This window comes from Niastella yeongjuensis (assembly GCF_900110245.1).
Taxonomy (GTDB): domain Bacteria; phylum Bacteroidota; class Bacteroidia; order Chitinophagales; family Chitinophagaceae; genus Niastella; species Niastella yeongjuensis.
This window is the reverse complement of the sequence record NZ_FOCZ01000009.1, coordinates 318,469-334,643: the sequence shown is the minus strand read 5'-3', so window position 1 is coordinate 334,643 and position 16,175 is coordinate 318,469. Positions and strand designations below refer to the sequence as shown.

Sequence of the window (16,175 nt, the reverse complement as noted above, 5' to 3'; positions counted from 1 at the left end):
GTAATCGTTTTTCCAGCCATTCTTTGCAGTTGATGTTCAAAAAGCTGCAAAGCAAAACGATTACAGAAAAAGCGCCTGAAGTGGTCAGCATCGCCGGAATGGCAGACGCGTAAAGTCACGATGGTGGTCAACATTGCCGGAATGACATCTGGCAACTTTGTGCACCAGGGTGGTCAGCATCACCGGAATGATCCGGAACAAACCAACAAATAGGTGGTCAACATCACCGGAATAATCAAATCAACTTACTTAGAGAAGGGGTGGTCAGCATGGCCGGAACAAGTGGTCAGCATCATCGGTACAGGTGGTCAGGATGGATCGGATTATACAATAAATCAGTTATACAAACTTAGTAGTACAAGAAAGCTACCAGTATACTCACCAACAGGAGGAAAGATTTATTTTTTGAAAGAAGACCTCGATGAATGGGTTGTTTCTAAACGGAAAGCCACAACAAAAAGTATTCAGGCAAAAGCAATTAATTTACTGACTATAAATACAAACCGGGCATGAAAAAGGGAAAAATTAAATTTAGCGTAGTTAGCCTCTGGGTTAAGAATTTAGATGAATCAATACATTTTTACGGGAGGCTTGGTCTCTTTGAGGAAAATCGTAACGATACATCAGAATACTCCTTCTGTGATATGAAGTTATCTCCTTCTAGTGATTTTGTAGTTCGTTTAAAACAATCTAATGTAATTGGTGAACACGAAGGGAAAATATCAATCGAATTCACCGCAGACGATGATAACGGAATCACTCATGTTGATGCTTATGAAGATTTGCTTTTATATGGGTTTAAATACGTAAACGTAGAACCGCATGACATGTATAGGGGAGTAATATTTAATATCGGTGAATTAAAAGACCCGGATGGTTATTGCTTAGAACTTGTGGATTATGATGAGGACCGCTATTTGTAAAATGCTAAGGAGCCCAATGGAAGGGCTCCTTTTTCTATGAATCGAAAATTGTTTTAAACTTATTGTATTAAAATGAAATACTTTATACCGGCTAATCTTGACATTGATAGAGTGTTACAGGAGTGGCCACCAACAAATATTAAGAGTTTCAAAAAGGAGCACTTATTGTACATTATTCATCTTATCAATTGGATTCCTGCCACAAACAAAGGGCTTGAAACTAGAAGTGGATATGTGCCAATAAATTCCTCGCTATTACAACGAAAGGTACGGAATTACCGCGCTTATTTTGATTACCTGTTGATTCACAAAATTGTTGAAAGTGATAATCAGTATATAATGGGAAAGAAATCGAAGGGCTATAGATTGGTATGGACATATTGCCAGGCAATTAAGGTTGTCCATGGTAGCGACAAGGTGTTGCAGCAATCAGAAAAGAGCGAAAATAAATTAAGCGTTTCAGTAAAAAGGAAATTCAATCACTTACTAAAATGGTATAATCCTGATCTGCAGATAGACTATGACTTGGCGATGGAGTATGTAAAAGAGGATTTGCATAGGAAACTTTCGCGTCCACCTTTGCAGCGTTTACGGGCCAAACATTCTGATAAGAACCCTTGGCAACAGTATAATTGCGCAGTGATTAACATTGAAAAAATTGCCAGCGCGGCTTTTTCGATTTCTATTGATAGTAATGTATGTAGATTACACTCTGTTTTATCTAATATGTATAGTCCTATCAGAAATTGTCTTAGTTTCAATGGATTAGATCTTGTTTCTATTGATATTAATAATAGTCAACCATATCTTAGTACTATATTGCTTAATCCATCATTTTGGGTAGAGGATTGTAATGGTGTGTTAGGTGTAATGGATGTTTATCCTCTATATAAGAAGGATATATTTTCTTCTTCTTGTTCTTTACTTTCTTCTTTCATTATGTTATGCAAAGATGTGAAAACCTGCAATAGTAGTGATTTAAAACTGTATATAGAGTTAGTGAAAAGCGGCAATTTCTATGGGTATATTGAAAAAGAAATGCTCATCGGGGTTAATGGGAAAAAGGCAATAAAGGCATCTGTATTTCAGGTGCTATTTACTGATAATCGATATATTGGGCAAGCTGATGCAGAGCCTAAGCGTTTATTTAAAAAGCATTTTCCAACAGTATATAAGTTATTTAACCTGATAAAAAAACATGATAAAACCAATTTGCCCAGGCTTCTGCAAAGAATTGAAAGTTATTTAGTTCTTCAGGTTGTTACAAAACGTATTGCCAGAGAAAAAAGCAAGCTGCCTATATTTACCATTCATGATAGTATTATAACAACGAAAGGCAACGAGGGGTATGTTCAAATGATTCTTTGTGAGGAAATGGAAAGAGCTATAGGTTTTGCACCAAAGTTAAGTGTTGAACATTGGCGACCAGAGAACTTAAGCTTAAATGAGGCTCTGTTGTATAGAAATAGTCCGATTGCGGCTTAATAAGTATTTAGCGACAAATAAAATAGCTTATAAGCATTGAGAAACCTGAAATTTTCGATTGTTTGACAAAATGAATATAAATATATGGTGAAAGAGATCGTTCAAATTTCAGGAAGCTCGAGATAAATTAGCTAAACTTAAATGAACCGCTTTAATTAAAAGGGTTCTTTTGGTAAGAATTCACGAGGCGAACACTTAAAAATTTTTGCAATGGCATTCAGGTGGTTAATGTTATACTTAGCCCTATAATTCGGGCTTTCTACATTTCCTATAAATCCTTCGGAAACATCTAGCTGACGGGCAAGTTCAGCTTGTGAAATATTCAATTTCAGGCGTTTTTCCCTGATTTTGTCTATTATATATTGTTCAATTTTGCTAGTTGAAGGCTTACTCATTGTACTTATACAGGTGTAAGTACGATATTTGCCATGTTTTTATCACACATACAGGTATGAGTATTGCGTTTTTGTTGGTATTTTTAGGTTAATTAAAACCTAAACACAAATACCATGAAAAGGCATATTATAGCTCTTCTTTTAATTATCTCCTTTAGCGTTACTAACGCTCAAACTCGATTTGCTGGTTATTTGTATACAGTACAAACTGGATTCAAGGAGAAATTTGAATATTCAGCAGTTACAATTTTTTCTGATGGTGTATATAAAACAATATACCGAATCTTCAAGCCAGGGAGCAGTACGAATAGGTATACCATTACTGCTTCACATCTTAAGGATGAGAAAAAAGTTATAGTGGAAGTTAAGGATGAGAGGTATTTATTAAGCGCTATGAATGGTAAAGAGGAAACAACTTATGACTCACCATCATTGAGATTATTCGGGTTTAGGGGTAATCTTGCAGTGTTTGATAAGTCAGCACCGAATCAGCTCGCGGTTAAATTTATCAGCAGTAATTTCTCCTACGTAAAAGTAAGTAGCTTTCTTGGCTCTTATAGTGATAATACATTCCAGTTTTTTGTTTTTAATCAGAGTGATAAAATAATAGAAGCACGAACAAGTAATATTGAAAATTCTAAAAAAGGCAATACTCAATCTGGACCAAAAGCAGTGTTTAAAGGCGTAAATCCTGAGGAGGATTCAGTCAAAAGTAATTCTGGATGGTTTACTGGAACAAGGAAGTTTTGCGGTGAAGGAGATTACTGGTATTATTTAGTCAACATCAGCGATAAAAGCATTACCCTTATATCATATCCGGGTACAAAGAATGATCATTATAAAAATAAAAGCCAAGCCTTATATAAAATTAATGGTTATATACAGGGCAACAAAATTATCACAAACGATCCGCCTGAGTACAGAGCACCGCGTTTTAAATATGAAAATGGAATTCTTTATGAACTGAATAGCGAAGGTGGATACAATGATTACAAAGAATGTGAGTAGGTGGCTAGAGTTATTTCGTAGCTCAACATTACAATGCAGAAAAAGGTAAAGGCTATTAAAATGGAATAGCCTTTACTAACCTTTTAAATTCACAAGTTGATTATCGGTTCTTATCAGATTGCGACAAAATTGAAGCAGCCAGCTTCTTAGTATCTGGGTTGTATTTGCCACTATCCAGAACTTTTGATGCTAACGTTTCCATTCCCTTACCTGTTACATTTCTCGAGGTAACTTGTGAAAGTGCAGAGCCTGCCAGTTTTTTTGCAGTTTCTGATGATTGGTTATTTAATAAAACCTTAGATGCCAATGAGGCAATATTTGAAGATGTTGTTTTTTTGTTAGACATACTTTAAAATTTTTTAATTTTAATTGGTAGAACTTAGTAGTAATGTGCTGTCTATTTAGAATCAATACTCATTCAAGACAGCACATTATTATTTTTTTAGGAAAGATCCTCAGTTGGAGCAGAAGGTGCATCACGTTTAACAGCAGAAATGCCATTTTCTCGGGCTGATATTGACGTATAATTTTCGCTTCGTCCAATTCTTTCTCCGTTCGCGGCTTTTAAATTGAATGTATAATTTGAAATGCCGTCTTTTCTTTCATATCTTGAGTCAAAAGGAGCGTTTTGCTTTACCGATGCAATGGCATTTACGCAGGATTGTTTAGTTGTGTACCCCTCCCCACTCAAAATGGTTTCTCCATTAATTGATTTCAAGCGGTAATAGAACTGATTGTTAGCTGAGCTTTTAAATATCTGAAATTTAGGATTGTTCACTTGATGTAATTTTAATAATAAAAAGGTAATGTGAGAGCTGGCTTTAGCCTTTAAAGCCTTTTTGTTAAATAATGATAACATATACCAATAGGTGATAAGGTTACCATAAAAGACAATTTATGCTTTGGGTGTATTATGTACTATTACTCATGGGATGGAATAAAAGTTGAATAATTCCGCTACTCTTACCCGAGCGATTCAGGTTTTTAACAGTGAGCTTTTGAATTCATCATTTGCAAAAGGAGACTTTACTTCTTAGCAGATGAGTCTTTGACCAGAAGTGGGTTGCCAATATAGATGGAGCGAGATAGGTTGCGAGTAGTTTAAATAACTCTTATCTTTATTCCATCAATAAAAGACACCGGACATTCCGGTAAGCTTTAGCGAGCCGTCTTTGTTGTTAAAGCGTCATGAGGTCCAAGTCATGACGCTATTTTTTTAAGTATCGTTATACATAAAGGCGAATGGGTGTTTCTTTTTTGATACAATACAAAGGTATATTATAATTCGGTTATAATAGAAATAAAAATTTTGTTTTTACTGAATTTTTTTGTAGGTTAGATTATTGTAACTTTGCACGCGCTATTTTTCCAAGTCCTTGATTATCAAAGCAACTCTCATTCAATGGCATGGTTTTTTATGTTTTAACGCAAGCGGCCAGTTTTATTATTACAGAATTTTAAATGATTGTTTTATGTTACCCTTATACAGTCGCAATTCTATGGAATGCAAGGCTTCTTCGTCTGCAAGTCATATCCATATGGACTTTTCAAATAAAGCTGAGTTAATAGCACAGAAAATCGATGAACGAATTAAAGATTTAGGATTAAATAGACAAGAGTTTGCAAGATTGATGGATGTTCAGCCATCTAGTGTTACAAAATGGCTCGGAGGTAAACATAATTTTACTTTAGAAACCATATCCGAAATCGAACGAAAACTTTCTTTATCTCTTTTAGATTTGACGGCAGTCAGACATGAATCTTCAGCCGTTTATAGTATGCATGTTTCATCCTCTGATATACAATTGAATAAGCCAGGTAATATTTTAAGTCATTTAGGAAATACTAATGATGGTGTCCACATTTCAAAAGAGAGAAGTCTTCATGCAATAATTGGAAATCTTGGCGATGAAAATAGTCAGAATGATAACTCGCCTGATATTGATTATTATAGAATGGTTAAACAAGGAAAAAAGCTTTAGTAATTAGCATGGAAGAGAAAGAATCGCAAAGAGAGTATTCATTTAGTCTAAAGAGTGTTACCCTTCTGGAAAAGGCGTTGTCCTTAAAAGCTCCTGTCAATAAAGGGAATGAGTTTGATTTTAACGTATCTCTGCAAATCGAAGGAAAGCCTAAGTCAACTGAGTGTTTTCATGTAATGAACGTGCAAGTTTTAAGAAAGAATGAGAAAGATGTGTTAGGTTCAATCACATTAGGTTGTACATTTTCTATTCCTCTTTACGAAGAATACTTGCATTACAGTGAAGATCACGCATCACTTCCTGAAGAATTAATAAGTCTTTTGAATGCAGTAATAATTGGAACAATGAGAGGTGTAATGTTTAGTGAGTTTAGGGGTACATTCCTTAGTTCTGCATATTTACCTGTTTTAGATCCGCGAAAGCTTATAAAAGAATAATAGTTTATTTGAACAGATTATAACTGCTATTTAAGGAATGAGTAATTCCTATCTAATTTGATTACATTTTGATTTACGCAAAAGGGTTACGAGGTTTGTTACGCCGTTTCTAAAAACGCTGACTGCTTGTAGTTTCTTACTTTCTGTATCGGGAAGTAACCGCTTTTAATAAACAAATATTAAATCATTGCAATACGCGTATAAGCTCCATCTGTTGGGGTTTTTGTCGTTTTGGTCTCTTTGTTTACTTTCTACCCCCAGAGCCTAAGTAATGCTGGGCCGTCTGTTTTGATAGATCTGGGCTAATAAACCAGCCCAAGACCGCAATACCTTTGTTTAAAATTCATACAAAAGATATGGAAGACAAATTTAGGATCCCCCAATTGCTGCTTAGGTGCGCATTAGGCATCACTTTTTTGACACCTGTCTGTGACAGATTAGGGATTCTGGGCAAACCCGGCACCGGAAATATTGAATGGGGCAGTTGGGAAAACTTCATCAATTACACCGCCACGCTGATGCCCATATTCAACAGGCCGTTGGTCAATATCATGGGTAGCATCGCAACGGTTGCAGAACTGCTGATCGCTGTTTTTCTGATCATTGGCCTCAAAACCAAATATGCCGCGCTGGGGGCTTCTTTGGTCACACTCACTTTTATCGTATTCATGACGCTTTCCGTTGGGATACAGAAACCAATTAATTATGGGGTATTTACCGCATCTGCCGCAGGGTTGCTATTATCCTTAATGCCTAATTATAATTGGAGCCTGGACAACCTGTTCAAGGGAAGAAAAATTAAGGAGTAGTGTGACCTTCCGACGCTCAACATGGCTGCTTCTTTTGGAAAAAGGGGGCAGTTTTTCGTTTTTACATTTTTACAATACCATTCATCAATGTTGCCATACAAGACCCTGATACAGCTCAACAGAGCATCGAACGTATCGCTCTACGTGCAGTTATGTAATGGATTTATAAACCTGATTACAAGTGGTACGCTGAAACCTGGTGATGCGCTGCCCAGTAGCCGCGTTTTGTCAACACTGATCGGCGTAAATCGCAATACGGTAAAGCTGGCATATGAAGACCTTACCATTCAGGGCTGGGCAGAATCCTTGGAACGGAAAGGGGTTTTTGTACCTTCAAAACTTCCTGAGGTATCCAGACATAAAGCAGCAGGTATTGCTGCAGATCCCCCGCAACGAACTGGATCTTTTTTATGGAGCAATCCATTTGAGGGTCAACAGGAAAATGCCAATTTCCAAAAGTCTATCCTGACTATCGATGATGGTTTTCCTGATGTGCGCCTGACCCCGGTAGATCTTTTGATGCGTGAATATCGCAGCATATCAAAAAAAATCTATGGAAAGAACTTTCTAAAATACGGCTATCCGAAGGGCGCTGAAAGTCTTCGTAAAGCGCTGTGCCGCTATCTCGCTGATACTCGGGGACTGGCTCTTCACCCTGAGAATATATTGATCACAAAGGGGAGTCAGATGGGTATTTACTTAGCTACTCAGCTGCTGCTGAGCCCCAGGGACAAAATTGCGGTAGGGCTATCCAATTATCGCTCTGCCGACAAAATATTCACGTACTCCGGCGCAAGCCTGGTGCGAATTCCCGTAGACAGGTTTGGAATGGATATAGACGTTTTGGAAGATATTTTAAAATGGGAAACCATAAGAGCTGTATATATAATTCCTCATCACCATTTTCCTACTACGGTGACCATGAGCATAGACAGGAGGCTGAAGTTGTTAAAATTGGCCGCAGAATACCGTTTTGCAATAATCGAAGATGACTATGATTTTGATTTTCACTACAACAATAAACCCTATATACCACTGGCCAGCATAGACAACAATTTCAATGTGATCTATATCGGTTCAATTACCAAAACTTTTGCCCCCGCCCTTCGGATTGGATTTTTGATTGCCGAACCGAAATTTACCGATGCCTGCTCCTCACTTCGACAACTAATAGATAAACAGGGCGACTCGCTGCTGGAGGAAGCATTCTCCAGCCTGTACGACAACGGTGAAATGGAGCGGCATTTCCGTAAATCTATAAAGATCTATCAACAGCGCCGCAATCTGTTCTGTGATATCTTGCGCACTGACTTTAAGGATATCATCTCATTCGAGATACCGGAAGGCGGATTGGCTGTATGGTCTCCATTTGAAAAAAGTATAAACCTTAAAGAGTTGTCACAGCGCGCACTGAAAAAAGGATTAGCGATCGGCGATGGGTCTTTTTATGATAATGAGGTTCACAAGCCCAATGGATTGAGGTTAGGATTTGCCTCGCTAGATGAGTCGCAGATCACCCGGTCGCTGGAACTATTAAGGAATATCATTTAGCTCCTCTCTACATATGCAAACTGTACCCCACCATACACCTCGCCACTTTTTGTTCGTGATCATATGCCGGCATTATCCAAATGGTACTCTCCAATTTAGGAATGGTGTATCTGAAGTTAGGACCAAGACCATGATAACGCCAGTCCATAACCCCTAAGCTTATCTTCTCAGAAAACTGATGGAACATATTGACCTTATAGAGATAATTTTTATATCCGCTACCTAATTCTCCCAGCAGCAGAAATGTGTTTTGGTCCTGCTTCAGCCAAAAGCTGGCTGAATACCTGGGAAGATGCTGCCCATGCTCTATGCCCGCCGAAGCCGAGATACTTATATCGGGCGTTGGCATATAAGAAACTCCTATTAATGCCTGGCTCCATTTCTCGCGCACTAATCCAAAAAATGTGATCGCAAATTTCTCACTTATCTTCTTACTACCATAATAATTGATAATAGGTTCAACAGATCCGTCTGTATTGAATTTGCCATAGAGCTCAAGTTGTGCATGTGCCACCAGCGGTAACAGCATTACGAGCACAGGTGTTATAATTTTTCTGAAACTCTTGTATCGGGTAGCCTTTTTAACGTTCATGTGTCATGCGATCTATTGACACAAAATTAGCCCTACAAAAAAGTTTGTATCTCCCCCAGTTTTAAGAAAGTAGCTGACCCAGCGTAGCCTTGAAAGTAATAATCGCTAATTTCTGTGCGTGCCAATGCCGCCGAAGCAAATGCGTTCGTTAGCTTCACTCCATTTGATAGATTAGACATGTTTATCGCATTTATATTGTTACTAATAGTTAATTGCCTTTGTCAGGGGGGATTTGTTCAAGCAGTTTGTAGTTGAGTCCTTTTCGAAACACAGCCGGAGTGATGCCGGTATTTTTTTTGAAGAAAAGGTTAAAATTAGATTGTTCAGAAAATCCTATGCTGTAAGCAATATCCTGTAAATTCCAGTTGGTATGAAGCAACAGCGTTTTGGCCTCCTCTAAAAGCCTGTTGCGGATATGCACACTTACGTTTTGGCCGGTCTTTTTCTTGAGTAGTACATTCAGGTAGTTCGGATGCATATTCAGGTTGTTGGCGAACTCTTTGGCCGTTCGGATCCGGATTGGATTTGTATAGCTGATTTTTGAGGTTTCCCTTTCCAGCAGCTCAAAGAACTGGTAAATATGCGAACTTTCATAAGAGATCTCATCCGGCTCAAGAAAATGAGCTGCCTTAATACTTTCCACGATCAGCAGTTGCAGCAGCGCCTGTATTGTATCCTCCCGGTAAGCATTACTTAACCGTTCTTCAAGCTCCATCTTTTCAAAGTACTGACAGATGGAATTCACCTCGCTATCATTTAAACAAATCACACTTTTTCTCTTATTCTGGAACAGGTCGAATTTATCCAACATTGCTTTAAACTGTGGATACCTGATCACAAAGGCTTTCTTGAAAAGCGCGTAGTGGGCGCCCGGGTTCATTGAAATGTTTATCCAGGAAATAATTTCATTGGGAGGAACGAACAACATGACCGGATGTTCGATTTGATAAGTATTGCCCCCCATGATTAGCGTACCAGTGCCACTGGTGATAAGCATCATTTGATAAAAGTCCTGCCGGACCGGCGAAATAAAATTATCCGACAGCCAGCGATCGCTGTAAAATGATTTAAATGTCCATGAAGCCCAATCCCTGCGTTCTGTCAGGATAATATCGCATACATCGTGCTTTCCATGGATGAAGTTATTATTAATCGCAGGTTTCATTGTAGAGAGGTTTTAATTCAACTGAAAAATTGTCCGGAACAGGTTTATTGCAAATACTGGTTACAAGCCAGCATTGTTGTACAAGCGCCATCTGGTGATAATCGATAGTTAGTTGGCAGCGCCGCCGTTTACATGCAGATGCTGGCCGTTTACAAAGGAAGATAGGTCGCTGGCAAAAAATTCTGCCGCATTCGCAACGTCCTCCATTTCTGCCAAACGTCCCATCGGGCAACTATCCAATAACTTTTTCCCTAACTCCGGGTGGTTATCAGCTTCAGTAAAAACACCAGCGTGATCAACTGCAAAGGGAATAATGGCATTTACCGTGATACCTTTGTAGCCGATTTCTTTTGACAAAATATCGACAAGGCAGCTGGAAGCGGATTTAGTTCCACAATAAACGGTCATTCCTGTTTCGGAGAATGAAATCATCGTGGAGGCTATGTAAATGATTCGCCCGTTATCGGTCACATTTTTTGCAGCCTGCCGCATTGTAAAATAGGCTCCGGTGAAGTTGGCTCCGTTCTCCCGGCCAAACCGGTCTTCGGTAAATTCGGTTATTTCATTTTCTGCATTGGCTACAACGATATCAATTTTACCGAAAGCTTTTTTTGCCTCCGCAAATAATCGCTCAATTTCGGTCACCTTATTGACGTCGGCCTGCACTGAAATTACTTTTGCCCCCATAGCTTTTATATTGCTCACAACTTCATCAGCCAACATCTTATCACGCGAATAATGGACAATGATGTTGGCGCCTAATGCGGCATAGCGTTCTGCTATGGCTTTACCTAATCCATTTGCTGCACCTGTTATAAGGGCTACTTTGTTTGATAAGTTGTACATGGCTATCTTCTTATTGTTGTGCCTTATAGCCTTAAATCAATTTCATGCCAGTTTATAAACAACCGAATATCAACAGTTTAAAAACAGCTGTATCATTAATAAGAAACGATATACCGTTTTTTTTCGACGCCAGGATCGATATATCGTTAAACACACGCTTTTCGAATTCCATCATTTAGCAATAAAGTGTTACATTTAATTCACCAAACAGATGCTTATCCTGTCATGTAATTTTTAAAATTTAGTGACATGAGCGCTTCCGAGTCATCGCTACATACTGGAGACATAAAAGATGTGTTGTTACAGTTAAATCTGGAACTCTTAAAAATCCGATCGGCAAAACAACTTCATCAATTACTTAATAATCGCCTGAAGAACTTACTTAGCTATAGCTATTCCACCATCTTTTTATTGGAAACAAACAGCGTAGATCTGTTTAACTATTTTTCTGAATTCGTAACAGAAAATCAGCAAGGTCCGTTTTCTCGTTTGGCACGGGCAACAATGCCTGGTGAAGATGCTTACTTGTTGAACCTTGGGGACAGTGAAAAATGGAAAGTGGTGAAGCGGGATCTATATGATGGCGAAAAATTAATGGGCCGGTGGATTTTGCTGTACGGCAAGAATGAAATGGTTAATGAAGACTACCTGAACCATTTGCCCGGATTTTCTGCTTTGATAGGTGCAGCCTTAATAAATATCATGGACTATAAAGAAGTCCTGGCCCACGACATGGAAAACGATATCATCCAATCGTTGAATAATGATTTTGCAGCCATACGTGAAAAAAAGGACCTGCTAAAAATAATCCACTTAAAGCTGAAGAATTTATTCGACTTCAGCGATCAGTTTGTGGCGGTCATCAATGATGATCAATTAACATTGAGTTCCTTTTTGCAGGACACCCGATCCTGGGCGGATGAACATCCTCAATATAAACAGTCGGTTGTAGCCAGATATCCGCTCAACGACGGTATTTTCAATAAAGTGATCTTATCCAAAGAACCTCATAGTTTTGATTTGCCTCAGCAATATGCCAGGGGGAATATGCCCCAGTATTTTCAAATTTTATATGAAAGTGGTATTAAAAAGGTGTTTATGATAGGCTTGCATATGAGAGACAGGATGATAGGGCTTTGGTGCATATGCCAGACTGAAGGTCATACGATGACCAGCGATCAGCTGCAGTTAATTAAAAAGATCTCGAGCCAGCTGTCAATTGCGGTAGAAAACATAAAAGCCAATGAAGCAATAGTTGCCAGGGAAGAAGAAGGACGGCTATTGCTGAGCCTCAGCGAAGACATTGCCAACATCCGTGACAAAAATGATCTGTTTAATGCGATCAACAGGAACCTGAAAAAGTTATTCAGATTTGAGGACATTGTAATTATGGTACTCCATGAAGATCTGGCTTACCAGACTTTTTTATTCTCTTTAAGCCATCAAAGTGCAGGTTATACCCATTATCAAAAAGCTGCGTTGAAAAAGTACATCTATGAGGATTGTTGCCTTCATAAAGTGATGCGCTCAGACGGCATTGTCGTTTTGAATATGAAGCAATTGTACGATGATGAAACAGCGCCTGACTATATCAAATTTGAGTATGAAAGCGGGATAAAAGAGAAAGTAGCAATTAAGCTGAAAGACGATCAGAAAAATATTGGTGTTTTTTTCGTCAACTCGGCAACGTGCGGCTCATACACCGATCATGAGCTGGAATTAATAGAAGGCGTTTCGTATCAACTATCAATAGCGGTTTCCAACATCCTGGCAAATGAAGAAATAGCAAACAGGGAAGAGGAGAAAACCATACTTCTTGCTTTAAGTAATGAGATCGCTTCGCTAAAGAGCAGAGATGACCTGTTCCGTGTAGTTAATGACCGGATAAAAAAAATATTCTCTATCAACCAGTTGGGAATAATGAAAATTAACGAAGACCGGTTGACGCACAGTGTTTTTATGCTGGATTTCGGCGAAACCGCCAGCAATCAAAGTGACTTTGCAAGAGTAACCAGCGTAAAGTACAGTATTACAGAAAAAGTATTCAGCAGCATTATTGCTTCGGATGATCCAGTTGTTCTTGATGTAAAACAGCTTTCCAGTGAGGCGGACTGCTCCGCTTTAATAAAGTTTTGGTCAAAAATAGAATTTCAACAACTTTTATGTCTGGCATTGCGGGTTGGGGGAAATGCCGTAGGCGTAATATTTTTTAGTGTTAACACGCATAAAATAGACTACATAAAAAGCAATTTATTAAAAGCTGTATGTGCACAGTTAGCGGTAGCTATTTCAAATATCCTGGCAAATGAACAGATCGCAGACAGGGAGAGCGAAAGGGAGTTGCTTTTATCAATAAGTACGGACCTGGCAGCAGTCCGAAACCACAAGGAGTTGATCAGTGTCATTACCAGAAGGCTTAAAAATAAATTGGCCTTTAGTCATATATTTATAGGAATTGTCAATGAAGATCAATCGACGTTCAGCACTTTTGTAACTGATCCTGATTCGCAAAGCAAGGGACATCCTGAATACGACGAGGCTATAAGATCTAAATGGCCGATCAATGACGGGATTATGAATAAAGTATCTGCCAGTTCAATGCCTCTTGTATTTAACCTGGAAGAATTAAGTAAACAGCCGGATATACCTTTATATTTTAAGATCAATTATGAGAGTGGTTTAAATCAAGTCATTATCACAAGATTTTCAAAGGGCGGGAAAGTATTCGGTTTCTGGGCTATTTTTTTTGGAGGAAAAGATGTTTTGGATAAAGCAGGACATATTTTGATAGCTGGTTTGGCAAACCAGATCTCTATCACTGTTTCTAATATCATGGCCAATGAAAAGGTAATTTCCCAACTTGAAGTTATAAAACGCTATAAAAAACAATTAGAAGAAGAAAGAATATATCTGAAAGAAGAAATTGAAACATCACACAACTATTCAGAGATTATTGGTAATGGTCCTGAAATGCAAAAAGTTTTTCGCCTGGTATCAAAGGTTGCCCCTTCCGATAGTACTGTTTTAATCCTGGGTGAAACAGGCACAGGAAAGGAACTTATCGCACGTGCTATACATAATAATTCACCGAGGAAGAACAGCTTGATGGTTAAGGTCAATTGTGCGACCTTACCTGTGAACCTGATTGAAAGTGAACTTTTTGGTCATGAGCGTGGCAGCTTTACAGGGGCAACGGAAAGAAGAATCGGAAAATTTGAGTTGGCGAACAATGGCACACTTTTTTTGGATGAGATCGGTGATCTGCCTTTGGAATTGCAGGCAAAGCTGCTCAGGGCTTTGCAGGAAAAAGAGGTGGAGCGGATTGGCGGAAAGGACTCAATTAAAGTAGATGTCCGCATCATTGCAGCAACCAACCGGGACCTCGACAAAGAAACGGCTGAAGGCAGGTTCAGGAGCGACCTGTATTATCGTTTAAATATTTTCCCGATCAACCTTCCACCACTTAGATTGCGAACAGAAGATATCCCCCTGTTAGCAGCTCACTTCATTCAACGGTTTTCAAAAAAACTTGGAAGACACATTGATAAGATAAGTAACAGCGAATTGCAGGAACTCCGGCATTATAACTGGCCAGGCAATATCAGAGAGTTGGAACACCTGATTGAGAGAAGCATAATATTGACAACAGGCGATACGATAACAAACATTCCCTTGCCATCGCCCAAACCAAAGGAATTAAATCAACCTCAGCAGTATTCTTCGCTGAAGACAATTGATGAAAATGAGCGCGACCATATTCTGACCATGTTAAAATACTGCAAAGGCAAGGTCACTGGAGATGGTGGTGCAGCTCAACTATTAGGGGTTCCGAATAGCACTTTAAGCTCAAAGATGAAACGCCTTGGTATCAAAAAGGAACACTTTAAGTAAAAATTGTACAAAAGTCGAAAAGTCATATTTGATATTCATAAAAGCGTAGTTGATATTGATACTAATGGCGGGTGCCATTCTCCTTAGTTTTGTTGGAGGAAAACATCTAACGAAACTCACCTGTCAAAATTAAAATCATGAACACTTCATCTTTAAAAGCTGCCAAAGGAAAAGTTCTTCTTGTAACATCAAGTGTGGATTCTATACTTTTAAAAGACGGCGCCAACGCGGTCGCGGGTTTCTATTTAAATGAACTTACAATACCCATGGAAGCGGTTGTTGCTGCTGTTTATGATATAGTTCTCGCAACTCCCAGGGGAAACAAACCGGTGCTGGACCGCTCATCAGCTACTGCCGCACATTTTGATAACAGCGAAGAAGCACTGCAGAGGGCATTGGAATTTGTTGAGAAATATCCGGCTATGCAAAACCCCGTTACGCTTCAATCCGTTGTGGAAAACGGACTTGACGAATATATAGGTGTATTTGTGCCGGGTGGGCATCCGCCAATGGTAGACCTGATGCAAGATCCGTATCTGGGTGAAATTCTTGAACATTTCCATAACAACGCAAAACCATCCGCATTCCTTTGCCATGGCCCTATATCTATTGCATGCTCAGTGCGCGATGCCAAAGCTTTCCGTGCCGCACTCACAGAAGACAACATAGCAGCAGCGAAAAAGGCATCAGAAGATTGGCAATATGCAGGCTACCGCATGACCGTTTTTTCCAATGACGAAGAACATTATGCAGAAAAGAATGTGTTTGGTGGTCATAAGGCCCCATTCTATGTGGCCGATGCTTTGACAATAGCAGGAGGCAAGCTGGAATTTGCAGAAGGTGGGATCTTCAAACCACACGCGGTGGTAGACCGGGAACTGATCACCGGTCAAAATCCGCCCTCCGCTCCTGAGTTAGCCAGGCTTTTTGTAAAAGCCCTTAATGAAATCAGTGCCAGGGTTGAAGTGTAAAACATTAAATCCTGCATTCCTCCTGCCTACCTATGCCAGAATATTGAGCGGCCCAATGGAAGTCACCTGTATGACCACACTCTGATGAATTCAATTTGTAGCAAAGTGGATCAATGAAAA

Annotated in this window: 16 protein-coding genes; 10 read left to right on the top strand and 6 right to left on the bottom strand. The window is 39.1% G+C overall.

Annotated features, from left to right (window positions below; genetic code table 11):
• The first annotated feature begins 213 nt into the window (after positions 1-213).
• From BMX95_RS23930 to BMX95_RS23920, 3 genes are all read left to right on the top strand, one after another.
• Positions 214-513, top strand: a complete 300-nt coding sequence (locus tag BMX95_RS23930; protein WP_090519588.1) for a hypothetical protein — start codon at positions 214-216, stop codon at positions 511-513.
• Entirely contained in the window at positions 510-923 is a 414-nt protein-coding gene (locus BMX95_RS23925; RefSeq protein WP_081203020.1) for a VOC family protein, read from the top strand. The genes BMX95_RS23930 and BMX95_RS23925 overlap by 4 nt, the downstream gene beginning before the upstream one ends.
• Before the next feature lie 72 nt (positions 924-995).
• Positions 996-2,408, top strand: a complete 1,413-nt coding sequence (locus BMX95_RS23920) for a hypothetical protein (protein ID WP_081203019.1) — start codon at positions 996-998, stop codon at positions 2,406-2,408.
• Between the two features lie 155 nt (positions 2,409-2,563).
• Here BMX95_RS23920 and BMX95_RS23915 read toward each other — a convergent pair whose 3' ends face one another.
• Positions 2,564-2,803 carry a helix-turn-helix domain-containing protein gene (locus BMX95_RS23915; RefSeq protein WP_081203018.1) on the bottom strand — a complete coding sequence of 80 codons (240 nt, stop codon included), beginning with the start codon at positions 2,801-2,803 and terminating at the stop codon, positions 2,564-2,566.
• Positions 2,804-2,917: 114 nt separating this feature from the next.
• Between BMX95_RS23915 and BMX95_RS23910 the strand changes: the two genes are divergently transcribed.
• The gene (locus BMX95_RS23910; protein WP_081203017.1) at positions 2,918-3,811 is read left to right on the top strand and encodes a hypothetical protein; all 894 of its coding nucleotides are present in this window, start codon (positions 2,918-2,920) and stop codon (positions 3,809-3,811) included.
• A 100-nt stretch (positions 3,812-3,911) separates the two neighbouring features.
• Here BMX95_RS23910 and BMX95_RS23905 read toward each other — a convergent pair whose 3' ends face one another.
• Together BMX95_RS23905 and BMX95_RS23900 are read right to left on the bottom strand one after the other, a co-directional pair.
• Positions 3,912-4,157 (bottom strand): hypothetical protein, encoded by a 246-nt coding sequence (locus BMX95_RS23905; protein WP_081203016.1) that lies wholly within the window; start codon positions 4,155-4,157, stop codon positions 3,912-3,914.
• A 96-nt stretch (positions 4,158-4,253) separates the two neighbouring features.
• A complete protein-coding gene (locus BMX95_RS23900) occupies positions 4,254-4,670 on the bottom strand; it encodes a YegP family protein (protein ID WP_207631680.1) in 417 nt (138 codons plus the stop codon).
• A gap of 679 nt (positions 4,671-5,349) precedes the next feature.
• Between BMX95_RS23900 and BMX95_RS23895 the strand changes: the two genes are divergently transcribed.
• The 4 genes from BMX95_RS23895 (at position 5,350) to pdxR (ending at position 8,590) form a co-directional block, all read left to right on the top strand.
• Positions 5,350-5,793, top strand: coding sequence for a helix-turn-helix domain-containing protein (locus tag BMX95_RS23895; RefSeq protein WP_165759041.1), 444 nt, complete (start codon positions 5,350-5,352; stop codon positions 5,791-5,793).
• An 8-nt stretch (positions 5,794-5,801) separates the two neighbouring features.
• Positions 5,802-6,230 (top strand): hypothetical protein, encoded by a 429-nt coding sequence (locus BMX95_RS23890; RefSeq protein ID WP_081203014.1) that lies wholly within the window; start codon positions 5,802-5,804, stop codon positions 6,228-6,230.
• A 356-nt stretch (positions 6,231-6,586) separates the two neighbouring features.
• A complete protein-coding gene (locus tag BMX95_RS23885) occupies positions 6,587-7,039 on the top strand; it encodes a DoxX family protein (protein WP_081203013.1) in 453 nt (150 codons plus the stop codon).
• Between the two features lie 87 nt (positions 7,040-7,126).
• Positions 7,127-8,590, top strand: a complete 1,464-nt coding sequence (gene pdxR, locus BMX95_RS23880) for a MocR-like pyridoxine biosynthesis transcription factor PdxR (protein WP_165759040.1) — start codon at positions 7,127-7,129, stop codon at positions 8,588-8,590.
• 7 nt (positions 8,591-8,597) lie between these two features.
• Here pdxR and BMX95_RS23875 read toward each other — a convergent pair whose 3' ends face one another.
• The 3 genes from BMX95_RS23875 to BMX95_RS23865 all read right to left on the bottom strand — a co-directional run bounded on the left by BMX95_RS23875 (position 8,598) and on the right by BMX95_RS23865 (position 11,193).
• Positions 8,598-9,182, bottom strand: a complete 585-nt coding sequence (locus BMX95_RS23875) for a hypothetical protein (RefSeq protein ID WP_090519586.1) — start codon at positions 9,180-9,182, stop codon at positions 8,598-8,600.
• A 208-nt stretch (positions 9,183-9,390) separates the two neighbouring features.
• Positions 9,391-10,347, bottom strand: a complete 957-nt coding sequence (locus BMX95_RS23870; RefSeq protein ID WP_081203010.1) for an AraC family transcriptional regulator — start codon at positions 10,345-10,347, stop codon at positions 9,391-9,393.
• 108 nt (positions 10,348-10,455) lie between these two features.
• Positions 10,456-11,193, bottom strand: a complete 738-nt coding sequence (locus BMX95_RS23865) for an SDR family oxidoreductase (protein ID WP_081203009.1) — start codon at positions 11,191-11,193, stop codon at positions 10,456-10,458.
• A gap of 249 nt (positions 11,194-11,442) precedes the next feature.
• Between BMX95_RS23865 and BMX95_RS35535 the strand changes: the two genes are divergently transcribed.
• Together BMX95_RS35535 and BMX95_RS23855 are read left to right on the top strand one after the other, a co-directional pair.
• A complete protein-coding gene (locus BMX95_RS35535) occupies positions 11,443-15,084 on the top strand; it encodes a sigma-54-dependent Fis family transcriptional regulator (protein WP_242673206.1) in 3,642 nt (1,213 codons plus the stop codon).
• A 137-nt stretch (positions 15,085-15,221) separates the two neighbouring features.
• A complete protein-coding gene (locus BMX95_RS23855) occupies positions 15,222-16,055 on the top strand; it encodes a type 1 glutamine amidotransferase domain-containing protein (RefSeq protein WP_081203008.1) in 834 nt (277 codons plus the stop codon).
• Positions 16,056-16,175 lie beyond the last annotated feature (120 nt).